This is a genomic window from Bradyrhizobium sp. 2TAF24, assembly GCF_052115025.1.
Lineage (GTDB): Bacteria > Pseudomonadota > Alphaproteobacteria > Rhizobiales > Xanthobacteraceae > Bradyrhizobium_A.
Genome location: NZ_JBFRFW010000021.1, coordinates 108882 through 122584, shown reverse-complemented (window position 1 = coordinate 122584; position 13703 = coordinate 108882). Strand labels below are relative to the sequence as shown.

The 13703-nt window shown below is 68.7% G+C and carries 14 protein-coding genes; 8 read left to right on the top strand and 6 right to left on the bottom strand.

Translation table 11 applies throughout. The annotated features are described in order from the left end of the window. The coding region (locus AB4Z37_RS27620) for an NAD(P)/FAD-dependent oxidoreductase (RefSeq protein WP_441519913.1) at positions 1-1364 on the bottom strand (1364 nt) is incomplete at its 3' end. 204 nt (positions 1365-1568) lie between these two features. On the opposite strand from AB4Z37_RS27620, the gene AB4Z37_RS27615 reads away from it, so the two are divergent. Both AB4Z37_RS27615 and AB4Z37_RS27610 read left to right on the top strand, forming a co-directional pair. Then, positions 1569-1976 (top strand): SixA phosphatase family protein, encoded by a 408-nt coding sequence (locus AB4Z37_RS27615; protein ID WP_441519912.1) that lies wholly within the window; start codon positions 1569-1571, stop codon positions 1974-1976. A gap of 98 nt (positions 1977-2074) precedes the next feature. Beyond that, a complete protein-coding gene (locus tag AB4Z37_RS27610) occupies positions 2075-2500 on the top strand; it encodes a universal stress protein (protein ID WP_441519911.1) in 426 nt (141 codons plus the stop codon). Between the two features lie 44 nt (positions 2501-2544). On the opposite strand, the gene AB4Z37_RS27605 is transcribed toward AB4Z37_RS27610, so the two are convergent. Beyond that, entirely contained in the window at positions 2545-3132 is a 588-nt protein-coding gene (locus tag AB4Z37_RS27605) for a hypothetical protein (RefSeq protein ID WP_441519910.1), read from the bottom strand. Positions 3133-3309: 177 nt separating this feature from the next. Between AB4Z37_RS27605 and AB4Z37_RS27600 the strand changes: the two genes are divergently transcribed. The 4 genes from AB4Z37_RS27600 (at position 3310) to AB4Z37_RS27585 (ending at position 9086) form a co-directional block, all read left to right on the top strand. Beyond that, positions 3310-4980 carry a mucoidy inhibitor MuiA family protein gene (locus AB4Z37_RS27600; protein ID WP_441519909.1) on the top strand — a complete coding sequence of 557 codons (1671 nt, stop codon included), beginning with the start codon at positions 3310-3312 and terminating at the stop codon, positions 4978-4980. Positions 4981-5034: 54 nt separating this feature from the next. Further along, the gene (locus tag AB4Z37_RS27595; RefSeq protein WP_441519908.1) at positions 5035-5469 is read left to right on the top strand and encodes a hypothetical protein; all 435 of its coding nucleotides are present in this window, start codon (positions 5035-5037) and stop codon (positions 5467-5469) included. A gap of 514 nt (positions 5470-5983) precedes the next feature. Continuing rightward, entirely contained in the window at positions 5984-7033 is a 1050-nt protein-coding gene (locus tag AB4Z37_RS27590; protein ID WP_441519907.1) for a lysylphosphatidylglycerol synthase transmembrane domain-containing protein, read from the top strand. A 115-nt stretch (positions 7034-7148) separates the two neighbouring features. Next, complete coding sequence (locus AB4Z37_RS27585; RefSeq protein ID WP_441519916.1) at positions 7149-9086, top strand: hypothetical protein; 1938 nt, start codon at positions 7149-7151, stop codon at positions 9084-9086. Positions 9087-9110: 24 nt separating this feature from the next. Here the strand turns inward: AB4Z37_RS27585 and AB4Z37_RS27580 are convergent, their stop codons facing one another. After that, positions 9111-9449: a metalloregulator ArsR/SmtB family transcription factor gene (locus AB4Z37_RS27580; RefSeq protein ID WP_441519906.1), complete on the bottom strand. Its 339-nt coding sequence runs from the start codon at positions 9447-9449 to the stop codon at positions 9111-9113. A gap of 126 nt (positions 9450-9575) precedes the next feature. Between AB4Z37_RS27580 and AB4Z37_RS27575 the strand changes: the two genes are divergently transcribed. Further along, a complete protein-coding gene (locus AB4Z37_RS27575) occupies positions 9576-10730 on the top strand; it encodes an acyl-CoA desaturase (RefSeq protein ID WP_441519905.1) in 1155 nt (384 codons plus the stop codon). 46 nt (positions 10731-10776) lie between these two features. Here AB4Z37_RS27575 and AB4Z37_RS27570 read toward each other — a convergent pair whose 3' ends face one another. Continuing rightward, positions 10777-11805: an NAD(P)/FAD-dependent oxidoreductase gene (locus AB4Z37_RS27570; protein WP_441519904.1), complete on the bottom strand. Its 1029-nt coding sequence runs from the start codon at positions 11803-11805 to the stop codon at positions 10777-10779. Between the two features lie 180 nt (positions 11806-11985). Here AB4Z37_RS27570 and AB4Z37_RS27565 point away from each other — a divergent pair, with 180 nt between their 5' ends. After that, positions 11986-12438 (top strand): acyl-CoA thioesterase, encoded by a 453-nt coding sequence (locus AB4Z37_RS27565; RefSeq protein ID WP_441519903.1) that lies wholly within the window; start codon positions 11986-11988, stop codon positions 12436-12438. Between the two features lie 444 nt (positions 12439-12882). Here AB4Z37_RS27565 and AB4Z37_RS27560 read toward each other — a convergent pair whose 3' ends face one another. Together AB4Z37_RS27560 and AB4Z37_RS27555 are read right to left on the bottom strand one after the other, a co-directional pair. Continuing rightward, positions 12883-13203 carry a 2Fe-2S iron-sulfur cluster-binding protein gene (locus tag AB4Z37_RS27560; RefSeq protein ID WP_441519902.1) on the bottom strand — a complete coding sequence of 107 codons (321 nt, stop codon included), beginning with the start codon at positions 13201-13203 and terminating at the stop codon, positions 12883-12885. Positions 13204-13325: 122 nt separating this feature from the next. Further along, on the bottom strand, positions 13326-13703 hold the full coding sequence (locus tag AB4Z37_RS27555) for an Hpt domain-containing protein (protein ID WP_441519901.1): 378 nt from the start codon (positions 13701-13703) through the stop codon (positions 13326-13328).

The window sequence follows — 13703 nt, the reverse complement described above, 5'->3', positions numbered from 1 at the left end:
GCCGCGGCCCGGCTCGCCGCCTCCCGCTCCTCCCGGAGGCTTGCCCGCACCCGCGCCCGCTCGCGATAGCGCGCCAGCGCGCCGGCGGCGGAGGCCTGGCCGCGCGACCAGGTGATGACCGCCTGCCCGGCGAAACGCCCCATCCGCCCCCCGGCCCATACCAGCTCGAACGGCGCGAACAGCCGCCAGCGGTCGTCGCTGTGCAGGATGCCGCGCGTGATCACCTGCGCGGCCATCGCCGAGGTATTGAGGCCCTGGCGGCCAAACCCGCTGGCGACCCAGACCCCGGGGCTGAGCTCGCCGATCTGGGGCATGCCATGGACGGTCTGGCCGATCACGCCGCCGAAGGTCTCCGCTATCTCGACCGGGCCCAGCGCCGGATAGAGCGTGCGAATCTGGCGGGCGATGGCCCAGGACACGCGTCGAGATATCCGTCGCGGCGCGGCCGCCGGATCGCCGCGCCACGTGCTTTCCGGCCCCAGCCACAACAGCCGGTCGCCGTCGACGATGCGATAGTGCGTGAGGCCGTCGGCGTCGCCGACCGAGCCGGCATAGGCCATGACCTCGCGCAGCCGCTCGCCGAGCGGCGCGGTGACCGCCGCATGGCGCCACACCGGCAGCAGCGTGTCGGCGAGGCGCTGATGCGGCGCGCCGAGGTGGACGCTGCCGGCGAGCACCACCTGCCCGGCGCGCAGCCGCGCCTCAGGGGTCGCGATGCGCTTGCGCACGCCGGCGAGATCGAGCTCGACCACCGCCGTCTCCTCGAAGATGCACACGCCGGCCTGCTCGGCCAGCATTGCCAGGCCGTGGACGTAACGACGGCCGTCGATCGCGAACGCGCTTGGGAAGTGAATGGCATGGAAGTAGCGCGCGGTGCGCAGCACCTCGCGCACGCGATCGGCCTGCCAGCCCTCGACCTCGACGCCGAAATCCTCACCGAGCGTCTGCAGGCGGCTGATCAGCTGCTCGCCGCTGTCGACGGTCGAGACCTCGAGCGCGCCTTCGGCCTCGATCGCCGGCACGGCGCCCGCCGCCACGGCGTCGCGGACGTAGTCCGCGCCCTGCTGCGCGAGCCCCCACAGCTCGCGGGCATCGTCAAAACCGACGCGCGCGATCAGGTCGGCGATCGGAGTGGTAAAGCCCGGCATCACCGTGCCAAGCATATGACCGGACGCGTTCCAGCCGACGCGGCGCGCCTCGAGCACCGCGACGCTCATGCCCTGCCGCGCCAGTTCCCGCGCGGCGGTCAATCCGGCGAGGCCCGCGCCGACCACGCAGACATCGACATCGAGGTCGAATGTCAGCCGCGGCCGCGCCGGCTCGGCCGGCGGCGCGTTATCCCCAACGTCGTTTTCCCGGGTCATCGTCACGGCTCCCTATTACGGTTAGCGTGGCCGCTTGTCACGCCGTCGATGGCGCCGCCCGAGCAACCGCTGCGCGGCGAGTGCGATTCGCATGACCGTCATTGTCGTTCCGCGTGACGAACGCCGCCTCGGGGACGTCACGCGCAAGACGATATACACTCTTTCCTCGGTCGGCATGCGCGCCGGCCCCGCCGGGACCCGCCCATGCGCCGCTTGCTGCTGCTCCGCCACGCCAAGACCGAAAAGGACGGCCCGACCGGCAGGGACCGCGACCGCAGGCTGGACGAGCGCGGCCACCGCGACGCGCAGGAGATCGGTGCCTATATCGCCGAGCACGGCCTCGTGCCGGCGCAGGCCTTCGTGTCCACCGCGGTGCGTACCCGCCAGACCTGGGACATCGTCTCGAAGGAATGGCCGGAGGTCACCGTGGATCACCTCGACGAGCTCTATGGCGCGGATGCCGGCGGCCTGCTCGGCATCGTGCGCGCGGCGGTCGGCGACGACCCGCAGAGCCTTTTGGTGGTCGCCCACAATCCCGGCTTGCATGAGTTCCATTCGCTTCAGTATCGCCGCGAGTCCATCAAGCGAATGTCAGATCCAAAACCACACTAGAATCTTATATTTGCTAGTGTCCCTATGGTTCTAACATTCGCAAAGAGCCCGCCGCAAAGTGATGCGARTGTTAGAACCGGGACACTAGGGAGACGCCGATGTTCAGGAGCATTCTCGTCCCGATCGATCTTGCCGACACCGATCTCGCCAAGCCGGCGATCGCCACCGCGGCGACGCTCAGCAAGACCTTCAACGGCAGCGTGCGCCTGCTCAATGTGCTGCCGCTGACCCCGGTGATGCTGGCTGAATATGTGCCGGCCGATTTCGACAGCCAGCAGCGGCAATCGTCCGAGGAAGCGCTCGAGATCGTGGCCTCCGAGTCCGGCATCGAGCCGGCCCGCATCTCCACCGTGGTACGGCAGGGCGGCATCTATCACGAGATCCTCGAGGAGGCCGCGGCGATCCATGCCGACCTCATCGTGATGACCTCGCACCGCCCGGCGATGCGCACCTACTTCCTCGGCTCCAATGCCGGCCATGTCGTGCGCTACGCCAAATGCTCGGTGCTGGTGGTGCGGCACTGACGCGGAGCAAGGACTCCAAGGACGACGGGAGCCCCTTCGACACATCACGGCAACAGCTCGCGCGGCACGTCGTCGAGCGTGTAGGTGCGCGGCCGGTTGCGCCGCAGGAAGCCGCCGATCTGCCAGGCGAACAGCGCGGCGAAGCCCACCATGAACAGCATGCCCGCGACCGAGCCGATCCAGGCGGCACGCACGAACAGCCCGGCCAGCAATGCGCCGATCAGCACGGTGGCGCCGAGCGCCAGCAGATAGAATGGACGGCGCAGGCCTGTCGTCAGCGCCGGCCGGCCGCCGGCCGCGGCGATGCGCCGGTGCAGCTCCAGCATGAAGCCACGATAGGTCGCGTCCTGCGGCGCCACCAGCGCCGCGGTCTGCCAGCTCGCCGACAGCAGGTGGAGGCGCCGACCGCTGTCGCTGCGAAGATCGGCGCGGTAGCGGTGCGCCTGTTGCGACACCGGCCTGTAGGACAGCCGAATCGCGGCGATGGCCGCATAGGGCCAGATACCGGACGACAGCCCCGCCCGAAACGCCAGCCCCTCGTCGGTGAGCGTGAAGCTGCGGGCCGCGCCGACCAGCGACGGCCGGTAGCTGTAACTCTCACCCGCGGCGGTGGCCGGATCGGACTTTGGCATCGACCTCAATCATTTTCGCGTCATGCAACGGTCGCATGGTGTCGCAGCTGTGCGCGAAGCGCAATTCGCGCGCCAGCGCGCGCGTCCGTTTCCTGCCGCTTCGCCGCCGCCAAGCCGCCGGATTGTCCGCGATCAATGCGGCCGGGGACTTGAAGACATTTCGGAAGAGGTCATCTCATGCGCATCACCGCCCTTGCCCTGCTCTCCGCCGCGGCGCCGCTGGCCGCCGGCGCGGCCCATGCCGCCGATATCGACGCCGCGTCGCGCATCGATTCGGTGGTGGTGTTTCCCGATGGCGCCATCGTCAGCCGCCAGGCCGAGCTCACGCTCCCGCCCGGCGCCTCGACCGTGCTGATCAAGGGGCTGCCCGCCGTGCTCGATCCGGCCTCGGTGCGTGTCGAGGCGACCGCCGACGGCGAGCTTGCGATCGGCGCGGTGGAGACGCGGCTGTCCCCGGGCGACGCCAAACCGGCGCTCGACCCGGCGCTGGAGGCCAGGATCACCGCGCTGAAAGAGGAACAGGGCAAGGTCGCCGCGCGGCTCGACGCCCTCGAGGTCAAGCGCAAGAGCATCGTGCGCTTCAGTGAATTCGATCCGGCCAAGGTCGGCAAGGACGACAAGGGCCTCGACCCGGCGCACTGGAAGACGGCCTGGGACACCGTCGGCGAGGAGCTCGCCAAGGTCAACGAGGAGAGCCGCGTCGTGCGCGCGAGGCAGAGCGAGCTCGCCGACCAGCTCACGGCCCTCGAACAGGCCCGGCCGGTGCCGGCACGGCCGGGCGCACCAAAGCGCGACGTGGTCATCGCGGTGGCGGCGAATGCGCCGCTGAAGGCCGGTCTCACCCTCACCTACCGTGTCACCCAGGCGGCCTGGACGCCGCGCTACGACGCCCGCCTCGACACCGGCGCCAAGGACCGCGCGGCCGCGCTCGACCTGGTGCGCCGCGCCGAGATCGCCCAGCGCACCGGCGAGGACTGGGACCAGGCGACGCTGTCCGTCTCTACCGTGCGCACCATCGGCGGCACGGCGGCACCGGACGTGACGCCGCTGATCGTGTCGTTCGACGATATCGTCGTCCCGCTCGGCGGCAGCGCCCAGGAGCGCGCCGCCGCCCAGCGGCTGAAGGCCGCGCCCGCACCCGCGGCGCCGGCACCGCGCGCGGAAGACCAGGCCATGGCCGCCAAACCGGTGCTGGCGACGCTGGAGGCCGGTGCCTTCCAGGCTTCCTTCAAGGTGCCCGGCCGTGTCAGCGTGCCGCGCGACGGCTCGCCCAAGACCTTCACGCTGAGCGAAACGCACCTCGCGCCGGAGCTGATCGGCCGCACCTCGCCGGCGCTCGACGCATCGGCATTTCTCGACATCGCCTTCACCCACAATGACGACGCCCCGCTGCTGCCCGGCGAGGTCAGCATCCATCGCGACGGCGTCTATGTCGGCAAGGGCCGCTTCCCGCTGGTCGCCCCCGGCGACAAGGCGACGCTCGGCGCCGGCCGCGACGACCGCATCAAGGTGACGCGGGTGCCGCTGCGCCAGAAGGACAGTGAGCCCGGCTGGATCAACAGCGCGCGCACGCAGGTGACCGAGTTCAAGACCACCGTCAAGAACCTGCACGACACGCCGATCCGCATCACGGTGACCGACCGCGTGCCGGTCTCCGACATCACCCAGATCACCGTTGAGCCGCTGTCCACCAACACCCCGCCCACCGACAAGTCGGTCGCCGACAAGCGCGGCGTGATGGCGTGGAGCTTCGACCTCGCCGCCGGCGAGGCGCGGGACATCCGCCTCGGCTGGCGGCTGCGCTGGCCCGGCGACCGCGACATCTTCATGCGCGTCGAGCCGAAATAGCGCAGCGGTGCGCGGAACCGGGACACCCGCCATCCCTTCATGCTAAGAGGCGGCATGTCCGAGGCTGCCCCGTTTCCAAGACATCTGATCCATGCCGGCGCGATGATGTCCGGCGTGCTGATCGCGCTCGCCGTGCACATGATCGCCGAACGCTTCGGCCTCGATCTCGGCGCGCTGTGGCGCTCCGACACCGGGGACCTCATTCCCGCCAGCGCCGCGGTCGGCTGGTGGCTGGTGGCGCTCGCCGCCTTCGTCGGCGGCTACGTCACCGCCTCGCTGATGGGGCGGGCGGCGTCCGGCCAGATCCCGCTGCGGATGCGGCAATTCCTGATTGCGATCGGCGTGCTGCTGCTCGCCGCCGCGGGCCAGGCGGCCTCCGCCCCCAGTGCCGTGCCGACCGTCGCCGGCGTCGTGGCCGGGCTGGTGGCGCTGGTGCAGGGCGCGGTGATGGCGTTCTGCGGCGCCTATTTTGCGTTGCGGCAGATCTGATCCGGCGCCCGGCCGGGCGTGATCGCCCTGCCGCGGCCGCGGTGCGTCAGAACGCCGCTGCGGACACCCGGAACGTGGCGGATCGCGGCGCCACAACCTCCGCCTGCCGAACCGCCTCCGCGAAATCGGCATGAATTTGCCATATCGCCCGCGCCGGCCGCGGCATCTGACCCGTGCGTGATGTACAGCACCTCACCGGCCGCGGCGGCAATGTGTCGGGATTGCGATGCGCAATGGTGCAAGCGGCGTGGCAGGCCCCGGCCAGACACTCTGGTTGACCCGCAACATTGTCCTATATCCTTGACAACGAGGCGCTAATGGCGCCTTCCCTATGACCGTCCACCGTCCCGGTCCGCCGGGATTTACCGTATTCGTCGTTGGCGCATCTGGCCGCAACCAGGAGGGCTCGTGTCCGGTTTTTTCGCAACCGAGTTTCCCCTATGATCGCCGCAGCAGCCGCTTGCCGCCTCGCTCAATCGGCTTTTTTCAGTATCATTCCCTGCCGGGAGGATGAATGCATCGACTGCTGACCGCGCTGAAACGCGGGTTCACGGGACGGACGGGTTGGAAACGGCTGGGCATCGCCGCCAGCGTTTTGATCATCGTCCTGGCCGTCACGACGCTCATCCGCACCCTCAAGGGCGTGGACACCAGCGTGATTCTGATCGCGCTGACGGAAATCCCGCCCGGCCGCATCGCGCTGGCGGCGCTGTGCGTGATCTGTGCCTTCTTCACGCTGACTTTCTACGACCTGTTCGCGCTGCGCACGATCGGCAAGAAGCACGTGCCCTACCGCATCGCGGCGCTGTCGAGCTTCACCAGCTACACCATCGGCCACAACATCGGCGCGACCGTATTCACCGGCGGCGCCATCCGCTTCCGGATCTATTCGGACTGGGGCCTCAACGCGATCGACGTCGCGAAAATCTGCTTCCTGTCGGGCCTGACGTTCTGGCTCGGCAACATGTTCGTGCTGGGCATCGGCATGGCCTGGCATCCGGCTGCCGCGAGCGCCATCGACCTGCTGCCCGCATCCGTCAACCGCCTGATCGCGCTCGGCTGCATTGCCGGCATCGTCATCTACCTGGTGTGGCTGGCCAACGGCCGCCGCGAGCTCGGCCAGAACGGCTGGAAGGTGGTGCTGCCGTCGGCGCCGCTGACCCTGCTGCAGATCCTGATCGGGGTGATCGACCTCGGCTTCTGCGCGCTGGCGATGTACATCCTGACCCCCGACGTGCCGCATGTCGACTTCGTCTCGGTCGCCGTCGTGTTCATCCTCGCCACCCTGATCGGCTTCGCCAGCCATGCCCCGGGCAGCCTCGGGGTGTTCGACGCGGCGATGCTGGTGGCGCTGCCGCAGTTCGGCAAGGAGCAACTGCTCGCCTCGCTGCTGGTATTCCGCCTGCTGTATTTCGTGATCCCGTTCGCGATCTCGATCTCGATCATGGGCGTGCGCGAACTGTGGCTCAATGTGGTGAAGCCGTGGAACGAGCGCCGCCGCACCGGCACGCTCAACGCCATGGCGGTGCGGCAACGGGTGAAGCAGCCCCACCCGGCCGAGTGACAGCCTCCCTCATTTTTGCCTCAAGCCGGTCCTTGATAGCGCCATGACCGTCCGTCCCCTTCCCCTCGCCGGCGCAGCGCTCCGCTTTGCGATGTCGCCTTCGCTGCACACCGCCATGCGCCGCATTGTGCTCGGCGCCGTGCTCGTCGCCGGCGCGGTGATGCCGCAAGCCGCCGTCGCCCAGGGCGCGGACGGCGCGCTGCAGATCTCATGGGAGGTGCGCAACCGCTTCCGCCTGTTCCGGGAAGAGCGCGATTTCCTGATCCACACCGAGACGCTGCGCGCCGGCAGCATCCTCGCCTCGGAGGACGCGCTGGCCGTCCGCAGCGACGGCCGCGGCTGGGCGCGCAACACGGTCGGCCGGCTGTGCATCGATCCGACCGGCCGGATCAGCGAGCCCTGCACCCGAGACGGCGTCAAGGAAAGCTACCTGACGCCGACCGAGCACCCGGTGACCGTGCGCCTCGCCGGCGCCATTCCGGTCGGCGCGACCTGCGCCTGGACCTTCGACGACGGCGACGGCCCGCGCCAGTCCACCGTCGACTGCGCCGAGCCGATCAACTTTCGCGCCCGCTACGGCCGGCCCACCACCGCGACCGTCGACGTGTCGAGCGCCGATGCGCCGCAGCGCGTCACCACCCAGATCGAGGTGCGCGACATCTTCATCGCCGGGCTCGGCGATTCCATCGCCTCGGGCGAGGGCAATCCGGACAAGCCGGTGGCGCTGTCCGACGACGGCTTCTGCTTCCAGTCCTATCTCGGCGGTCCGGCCAACCAGTATTTCCGTCCCGGCCGCGCCAACTTCAAGGGCGCGCGGGCCTGCGAGGGCGGCGACACCTCGGGCAGCGGCCTGCGCACGTGGCAATTGCTCGGCGCGCAGTGGCTCAACCCGGCCTGCCACCGCTCGCTCTACAGCTACCAGACGCGGGCGGCGATCGCGCTTGCCTCTCAATATCAGCACATCGCGGTGACCTATCTGCCGCTCGCCTGCACCGGCGCCACCATCACCGAGGGCCTGTTCGGCTCACAGCGCGCCCGCGAATGCCTGTTCACCCGCAACGCGGTGACCTGCACCGGCACCGTGGAGGCGCAGCTGTCGCAACTGCGCGACGCGCTCGCCGCCGCCAGGCGCCGGCAGCCGTCGCGCCAGCTCGATCTCGTGCTGCTGTCGGTCGGCGCCAACGACATCGACTTCTCCGGCCTCGTCGCCGACGTGATCGTCGACGGCGCCACCGAGCGCGGCCTGTTCCGCCGCACCGGCGTGCTGGGCTCGCTCGACGATTCCCGCGCGACGCTGCAGCGCGAGCTGCCGCAGCGCTTCGCGCGGCTGCGCGAGGCGCTGAAGCCGCTCGTCGGCGGCGATCTCGCCCACGTCGTCTATACCTCGTATGGCAATCCGGCGCTGACGGGCGGCGTGCCCTGCCCCGGTGGCCCGGCGGGCTTCGACATCCATCCCTCGTTCAACGCCGATCCCGGACGGCTGCAGCGCGTGGCGGCGTATGTGCAGCGTGAATTCCTGCCGCGGCTGAAGGACCTCGCGCTGTGCGACGGCGGTGTGCTGTGCCGCGATCCGTCGAGTGACCGCATGACCTTCGTCGACCAGCACCAGCAGGCCTTCGCCGATCACGGCTTCTGCGCCCGCAGCAGCAGCGATCCGGAGTTCGACAAGCAGTGCTTCTCGGCGACCGGCGAGAGCTTCACCTCCGATATCGTGGCCGCGTCGTCGACGCCGCTGACCTGCGGCCGCGGCGCCAGCGAATTCCGCGCCTACGCGCCGCGCGCCCGCTGGATCCGCGACGCCAATGACAGCTATTTCGCGGCGATGACCTACCCGCAGGGCGTGTCGTCGTCGGCGCTGCCCGCCGATATCCATGACGCCACCTGGGGCGTGCTGTCGGCGGTCTATGGCGGCGCGATCCATCCGACCGCCGAAGGCCATGCGGCGATGGCGGACGCCGCGCTGCCGGCGATGACGAACGTGCTCGGGCTGGGCGGCGCCGAGCCGAGCACGATCATCCGTGAGCAGCTGCCGCTGGCGCCCGTGCGGCCGTAGCGCGGCCAAGCCCCATCCCTTGTCTCACCCCTCGCCGCCGCGCGGCGACTTCGCTGTCGCCTTGCGGCGACTGTCTCTGGTGAACGGCCGCGAGCGGGGGCAGACCTCGGCGAGGAAATGCACCAGCGTGCCGGCCAGCGCATCCTCCTTCAACCCATAGTGCACGTTCTGGCCGCGCTTCTCGCGCCAGATCAGGCCGGCATTCTCCAGCACCGAGAGATGCTTTGAGACCGCCGGCGCCGACATCAGCGCGCTGAACCGCTCGGCGATCTCGCCGGCGGTCATGTCGGTCTTGGACAGGAACGCCAGGATTCGCCGCCGCGCGGGCGACGACAGCGCCTCGAAGATCTTATCCACCGTCATGCCCGGCCGGTCTCCCGCTGCGGCGAACCGCCTCTCCGCTGCGCATTGATTTACTGATTAACTCATGAGTTAATGAATGAACTGGAAATATGCAAGGCGATCTTGTGGCCCGAAGGAGTTGCCGCCATGATGCCCGCTCCCCACCCGCCGCACAGTGTTGTGACGCCGGCCATGCCGCCCCCTTTCCGCCCGCCGTCCGACCGCGATGCCGCCGCCATCGCCATGGAACGCTCGCCGCGCATGACCGAGCGCGCCGTGACCGATGCGGTCGCCGGCCGCGTCGTGTGGTCACCGGTGAAATCGCTATGGATCACCGCCATGGCGCTCGGCGCCGTGATGGGCGGCCCGCTGTTCGTCACGCCCGGCGCCGTGCTGCTGTTCCTCGCCACCACGGCGGTCACGATCTGCCTGGGACATTCGCTCGGCATGCATCGCCGGCTGATCCATCGCGCCTATGCCTGCCCGCAGTGGCTGGAGCACCTGTTCGTCTATCTCGGGACGCTAGTCGGCATGGCCGGGCCGTCCGGCATGATCCGCCAGCACGACATCCGCGACTGGGCGCAGCGCAAGCCGGCCTGCCATGCCTTCCTCGCCCACCGCAATCCGATCTGGCGCGACGGCTGGTGGCAGTTGCATTGCGAGCTGCGGCTCGACCATCCGCCGCGCCTCGACATCGAACCGCGCGTCGCGGACGATCGCTTCTACCGCCTGCTCGACCGCACCTTCATGCTGCAGCAGGCGCCGTGGGCGCTGCTGTTTGTCGCCGTCGGCGGCCTGCCGTGGCTGATCTGGGGCATTTGCGTGCGGGTCACGCTGTCGCTGGTCGGCCACTGGCTGGTCGGCTACTTCGCCCACAACCGCGGACCACGGAGCTGGCACATCGAAGGCGCCGGCGTCCAAGGTTATAATGTCAGCTACGTCAGCCTGCTGACCATGGGCGAGAGCCTGCACAACAACCACCACGCCTTCCCGGGATCGGCGCGGCTGGCGCACGAAGACGGCGAGATCGATCCCGGCTGGTGGGTGCTGGTGGCGCTGGCGCGACTCGGCGTCGTCTGGGATGTGCGGCTGCCCGCGAACCTGCCGCCGCGCGCGGGGCTGCGGCGACTGCAAGCGCCGCGGGTGCGATCCTGTGACGGGGTCTCTGGCGCCGCCGTTGACGCGTCGATCGAGATTCCTAAGTCTGGCCCTTCGCGCCATCCCGGAATGACGATCCCTGAAAGAGGCTCTGTCATTCCGGGGCACGCCGCAGGCGTGAAGGGCCGGACCACCTCAGGGTGACGGATTGCGTCGATCAAACTTCAAATCACGCTTTCGTCTCGGCCGATCACCCCACCCCGAGCTTCTTCTGCAGGCTCGACGATGAGGTGGTGTACTGGAACACGAGGCGCTTGTCCGGATAGACGTAACGGTGCGCCTTCTGCGCCATCAGCGCGCCCTCGTGGAAGCCGGACAGGATCAGCTTGAGCTTGCCGGGATAGGTGTTGATGTCGCCGATGGCAAAGATGCCGGGCACGTTGGTCTCGAACGCCTCGGTGTCGACGGGCACGAGGTTGTTCTCGAGCTTGACGCCCCAGTTGGCCACCGGGCCGAGCTTCATGGTCAGGCCGAAGAACGGCAGGATGGTGTCGCAGGCGACCTTGAAGGTGCTGTTGTCGTTGCCCTTGACCACCGCGGCGGAGAGCCGGCCGCCCTCGCCTTCGAGCGCGGTGATCTGACCGAGCTTGAGATCCATCCTGCCCTCGCGCACCAGCGCGCGCATCTGCTCGACGCTGTGCGGCGCGGCGCGAAAGTCGTCGCGCCGGTGCAGCAGGGTGACGTGCTTGGCGATCGGGTGCAGGTTGAGCGTCCAGTCGAGCGCGGAATCGCCCCCGCCGACGATCAGCAGGTTCTTGTCGCGGAACTGCTCCATCTTGCGCACGGCATAGAACACCGAAGTGCCCTCATAGGCCTCGATGCCCGGCACCGGCGGCCGCTTGGGCTGGAACGAGCCGCCGCCCGCCGAGATCACCACCACCTTGATCTCGAACACCTTGCCCACATCGGTGGTGACGCGGAACAAGGGATCACCGATCTTCTCAATGGTCTCGACCATCTCGTTGATGTGGAAGGTCGGGTTGAACGGCTTGATCTGTTCCATCAGGGCGTCGGTCAGCCCCTGCCCCGTCACCATGGGGATCCCGGGAATGTCGTAGATCGGCTTTTCCGGATAGAGCTCGGCGCACTGGCCGCCGATCTTGTCCAGGATGTCGACGAGATGCACCTTCATGTCGAGAAGGCCGAGTTCGAACACCGCAAACAGGCCGCAGGGCCCGGCACCAATAATCAGCACATCAGTCTTGATCGGCTCGCTCATTGCTCAATCTTCTTCCTTGGGGAAAATGCAGTCGGGCAAGAACATCCTTGCCTGCATCTTCGACGAGAGCGCTCGCCCTGTCCAGCGCTGCCGGCGGGCGTGCAGGCGGCCCCTTGCGGGCGGCCGCCGTCTCGGCCAGAAAGATGGCGTTCGACGCCCTGATTTTCCGGAGACCTTCGCGTGAGCCAGCCCGGTTCGTCCAAGCCCGTGATCCGCCTCGACGACTACCCCTACCGCTTGACGGACAATGTGCGCTTCGGCGACCAGGATCCCAATCAGCATGTCAACAATGCCAGCTTTGCGGTCTATTTCGAGACCAGCCGGGTGTCGCTGATCCGGGCGCCTGCTTTCGGCCTGATGCCGGAGGGGCTCAGCTGGGTGCTCGCCCACCTCGCCATCGACTTCAAGGCGGAGGTGCACTGGCCGGGTACGGTGGAGCTCGGCCTTGCGGTGTCGCGGCTCGGGCGCACCTCGGTCACCTACGACCAGGTGATCTTCCACAACGGCATCTGCGCGGCCTCGGCCGTCGCGATCACCGTGCTGGTCGACCGCCACACCCGCAAGCCGGCACCGCTCACCGACGACGTCATCGCCAAATTCCAGCCCTGGATGCGGCGCGCGCCGAGCGCCTGAACCCTTGATCCAGTTCGAGCGCGATGATCTTTCGCCGCTTGAGCGCTTCGATCATCGGTGCGAGATGCGCGCCATGCGGCGGCCGAGCCTGACGCCGGCGATGATCGCGGCGAAGCTCGGCGTGTCGATCCGGCAATTGCATCTGGTGTTCGCGCCGACAGGGATGAGCGTGTCGCGCACGATGACGGCGATGCGGCTTGCGGACGCACGGCGGCAGCTGGCGTCATCGCCCGATCAGGAGCGTCGGAGACCGCGCTGGCGTGCGGCTTCGACAGCATCGCCATGTTCTACCGCATCTTCCGCGGCGCGTTCGGGATGACGCCAACCGAGTGTCGGCTGACGGACAGCGTCCAGTGAACAGCGCCCGGTGATGTGCCGGCCCTCGTCTGTCCGACGCGACGGACGATCCGGGCGCGCGACGGCAGGCAGGGCGCAGCCCGTCGTTCAGGCCTGCCGCTCAGGCGTGGTGACGACGAGGCCGTCGAGCTCTGCGGTGACCTTGATCTGGCAGGACAGCCGCGAGTTCGGCCGCACGTCGTAGCCGAAGTCGAGCATGTCTTCTTCCATCGGCGTCGGCGCGCCGACCTTCTCTTGCCAGGCCGCGTCGACATAGACATGGCAGGTGGCGCAGGCGCAGGCGCCGCCGCACTCAGCCTCGATCCCCGGGATGGCGTTGCGGATGGCGGCTTCCATGACGGTTGCCCCCGCATCGACGTCGACGGAACGGGTCGTGCCCGCAGGATCGACAAAATTGATTTTGACCATGACGACTCGTGTTGCCGGAAAGGGAAAGATGGCAGTCGTATAACGGGTCCGATCGCCCCACGCCAGCACCGAACCCAGGGTTTTGTCGCCGCAGGCGGCCCCGCAGCGCTGGGAGCGAGGCCTTAAGAGCGTTTGAGCAGAAGATCGATGGCGCCGCGGGCTTCGGCCACCGCCCCACGCAGCGCCTGGACCGGCGCGGCGGTCGGCCGGTCGGCCCGGATCGCCATCTCGAGATCGGCCGCGGCTTCCGCCACCCGGAAAGCGCCGATCGCCCGCGCCGACCCTTTTAATGTATGCGCCAGCCGCTCAGCCTCCGCCGGGGCCTTGGCCAGCCGTTCGGTCAGCTCGACCGCCTGCGCCGCAAACATCGCCAGCACCTCGCGTTCCACGTCGGCATCGCCCATGGTCATGCGGCGCAGATGGGCCATGTCGATGGGCGCGTCGTCGGGCACGAGCGGCGGCGAGGGCATCCAGATGATCCGTTCGAACGAGTGCGCCAT

Coding starts and splice junctions, on each gene's coding strand:
- AB4Z37_RS27595 (WP_441519908.1), top strand. CDS start 5,035: ATGTCCGAGGCTGCCCCGTTTCCAAGACATCTGATCCATGCCGGCGCG.
- AB4Z37_RS27575 (WP_441519905.1), top strand. CDS start 9,576: ATGATGCCCGCTCCCCACCCGCCGCACAGTGTTGTGACGCCGGCCATG.
- AB4Z37_RS27555 (WP_441519901.1), bottom strand. CDS start 13,703: ATGGCGCACTCGTTCGAACGGATCATCTGGATGCCCTCGCCGCCGCTC.
- AB4Z37_RS27560 (WP_441519902.1), bottom strand. CDS start 13,203: ATGGTCAAAATCAATTTTGTCGATCCTGCGGGCACGACCCGTTCCGTC.
- AB4Z37_RS27585 (WP_441519916.1), top strand. CDS start 7,149: ATGCGCCGCATTGTGCTCGGCGCCGTGCTCGTCGCCGGCGCGGTGATG.
- AB4Z37_RS27580 (WP_441519906.1), bottom strand. CDS start 9,449: ATGACGGTGGATAAGATCTTCGAGGCGCTGTCGTCGCCCGCGCGGCGG.
- AB4Z37_RS27610 (WP_441519911.1), top strand. CDS start 2,075: ATGTTCAGGAGCATTCTCGTCCCGATCGATCTTGCCGACACCGATCTC.
- AB4Z37_RS27600 (WP_441519909.1), top strand. CDS start 3,310: ATGCGCATCACCGCCCTTGCCCTGCTCTCCGCCGCGGCGCCGCTGGCC.
- AB4Z37_RS27590 (WP_441519907.1), top strand. CDS start 5,984: ATGCATCGACTGCTGACCGCGCTGAAACGCGGGTTCACGGGACGGACG.
- AB4Z37_RS27570 (WP_441519904.1), bottom strand. CDS start 11,805: ATGAGCGAGCCGATCAAGACTGATGTGCTGATTATTGGTGCCGGGCCC.
- AB4Z37_RS27605 (WP_441519910.1), bottom strand. CDS start 3,132: ATGCCAAAGTCCGATCCGGCCACCGCCGCGGGTGAGAGTTACAGCTAC.
- AB4Z37_RS27615 (WP_441519912.1), top strand. CDS start 1,569: ATGCGCCGCTTGCTGCTGCTCCGCCACGCCAAGACCGAAAAGGACGGC.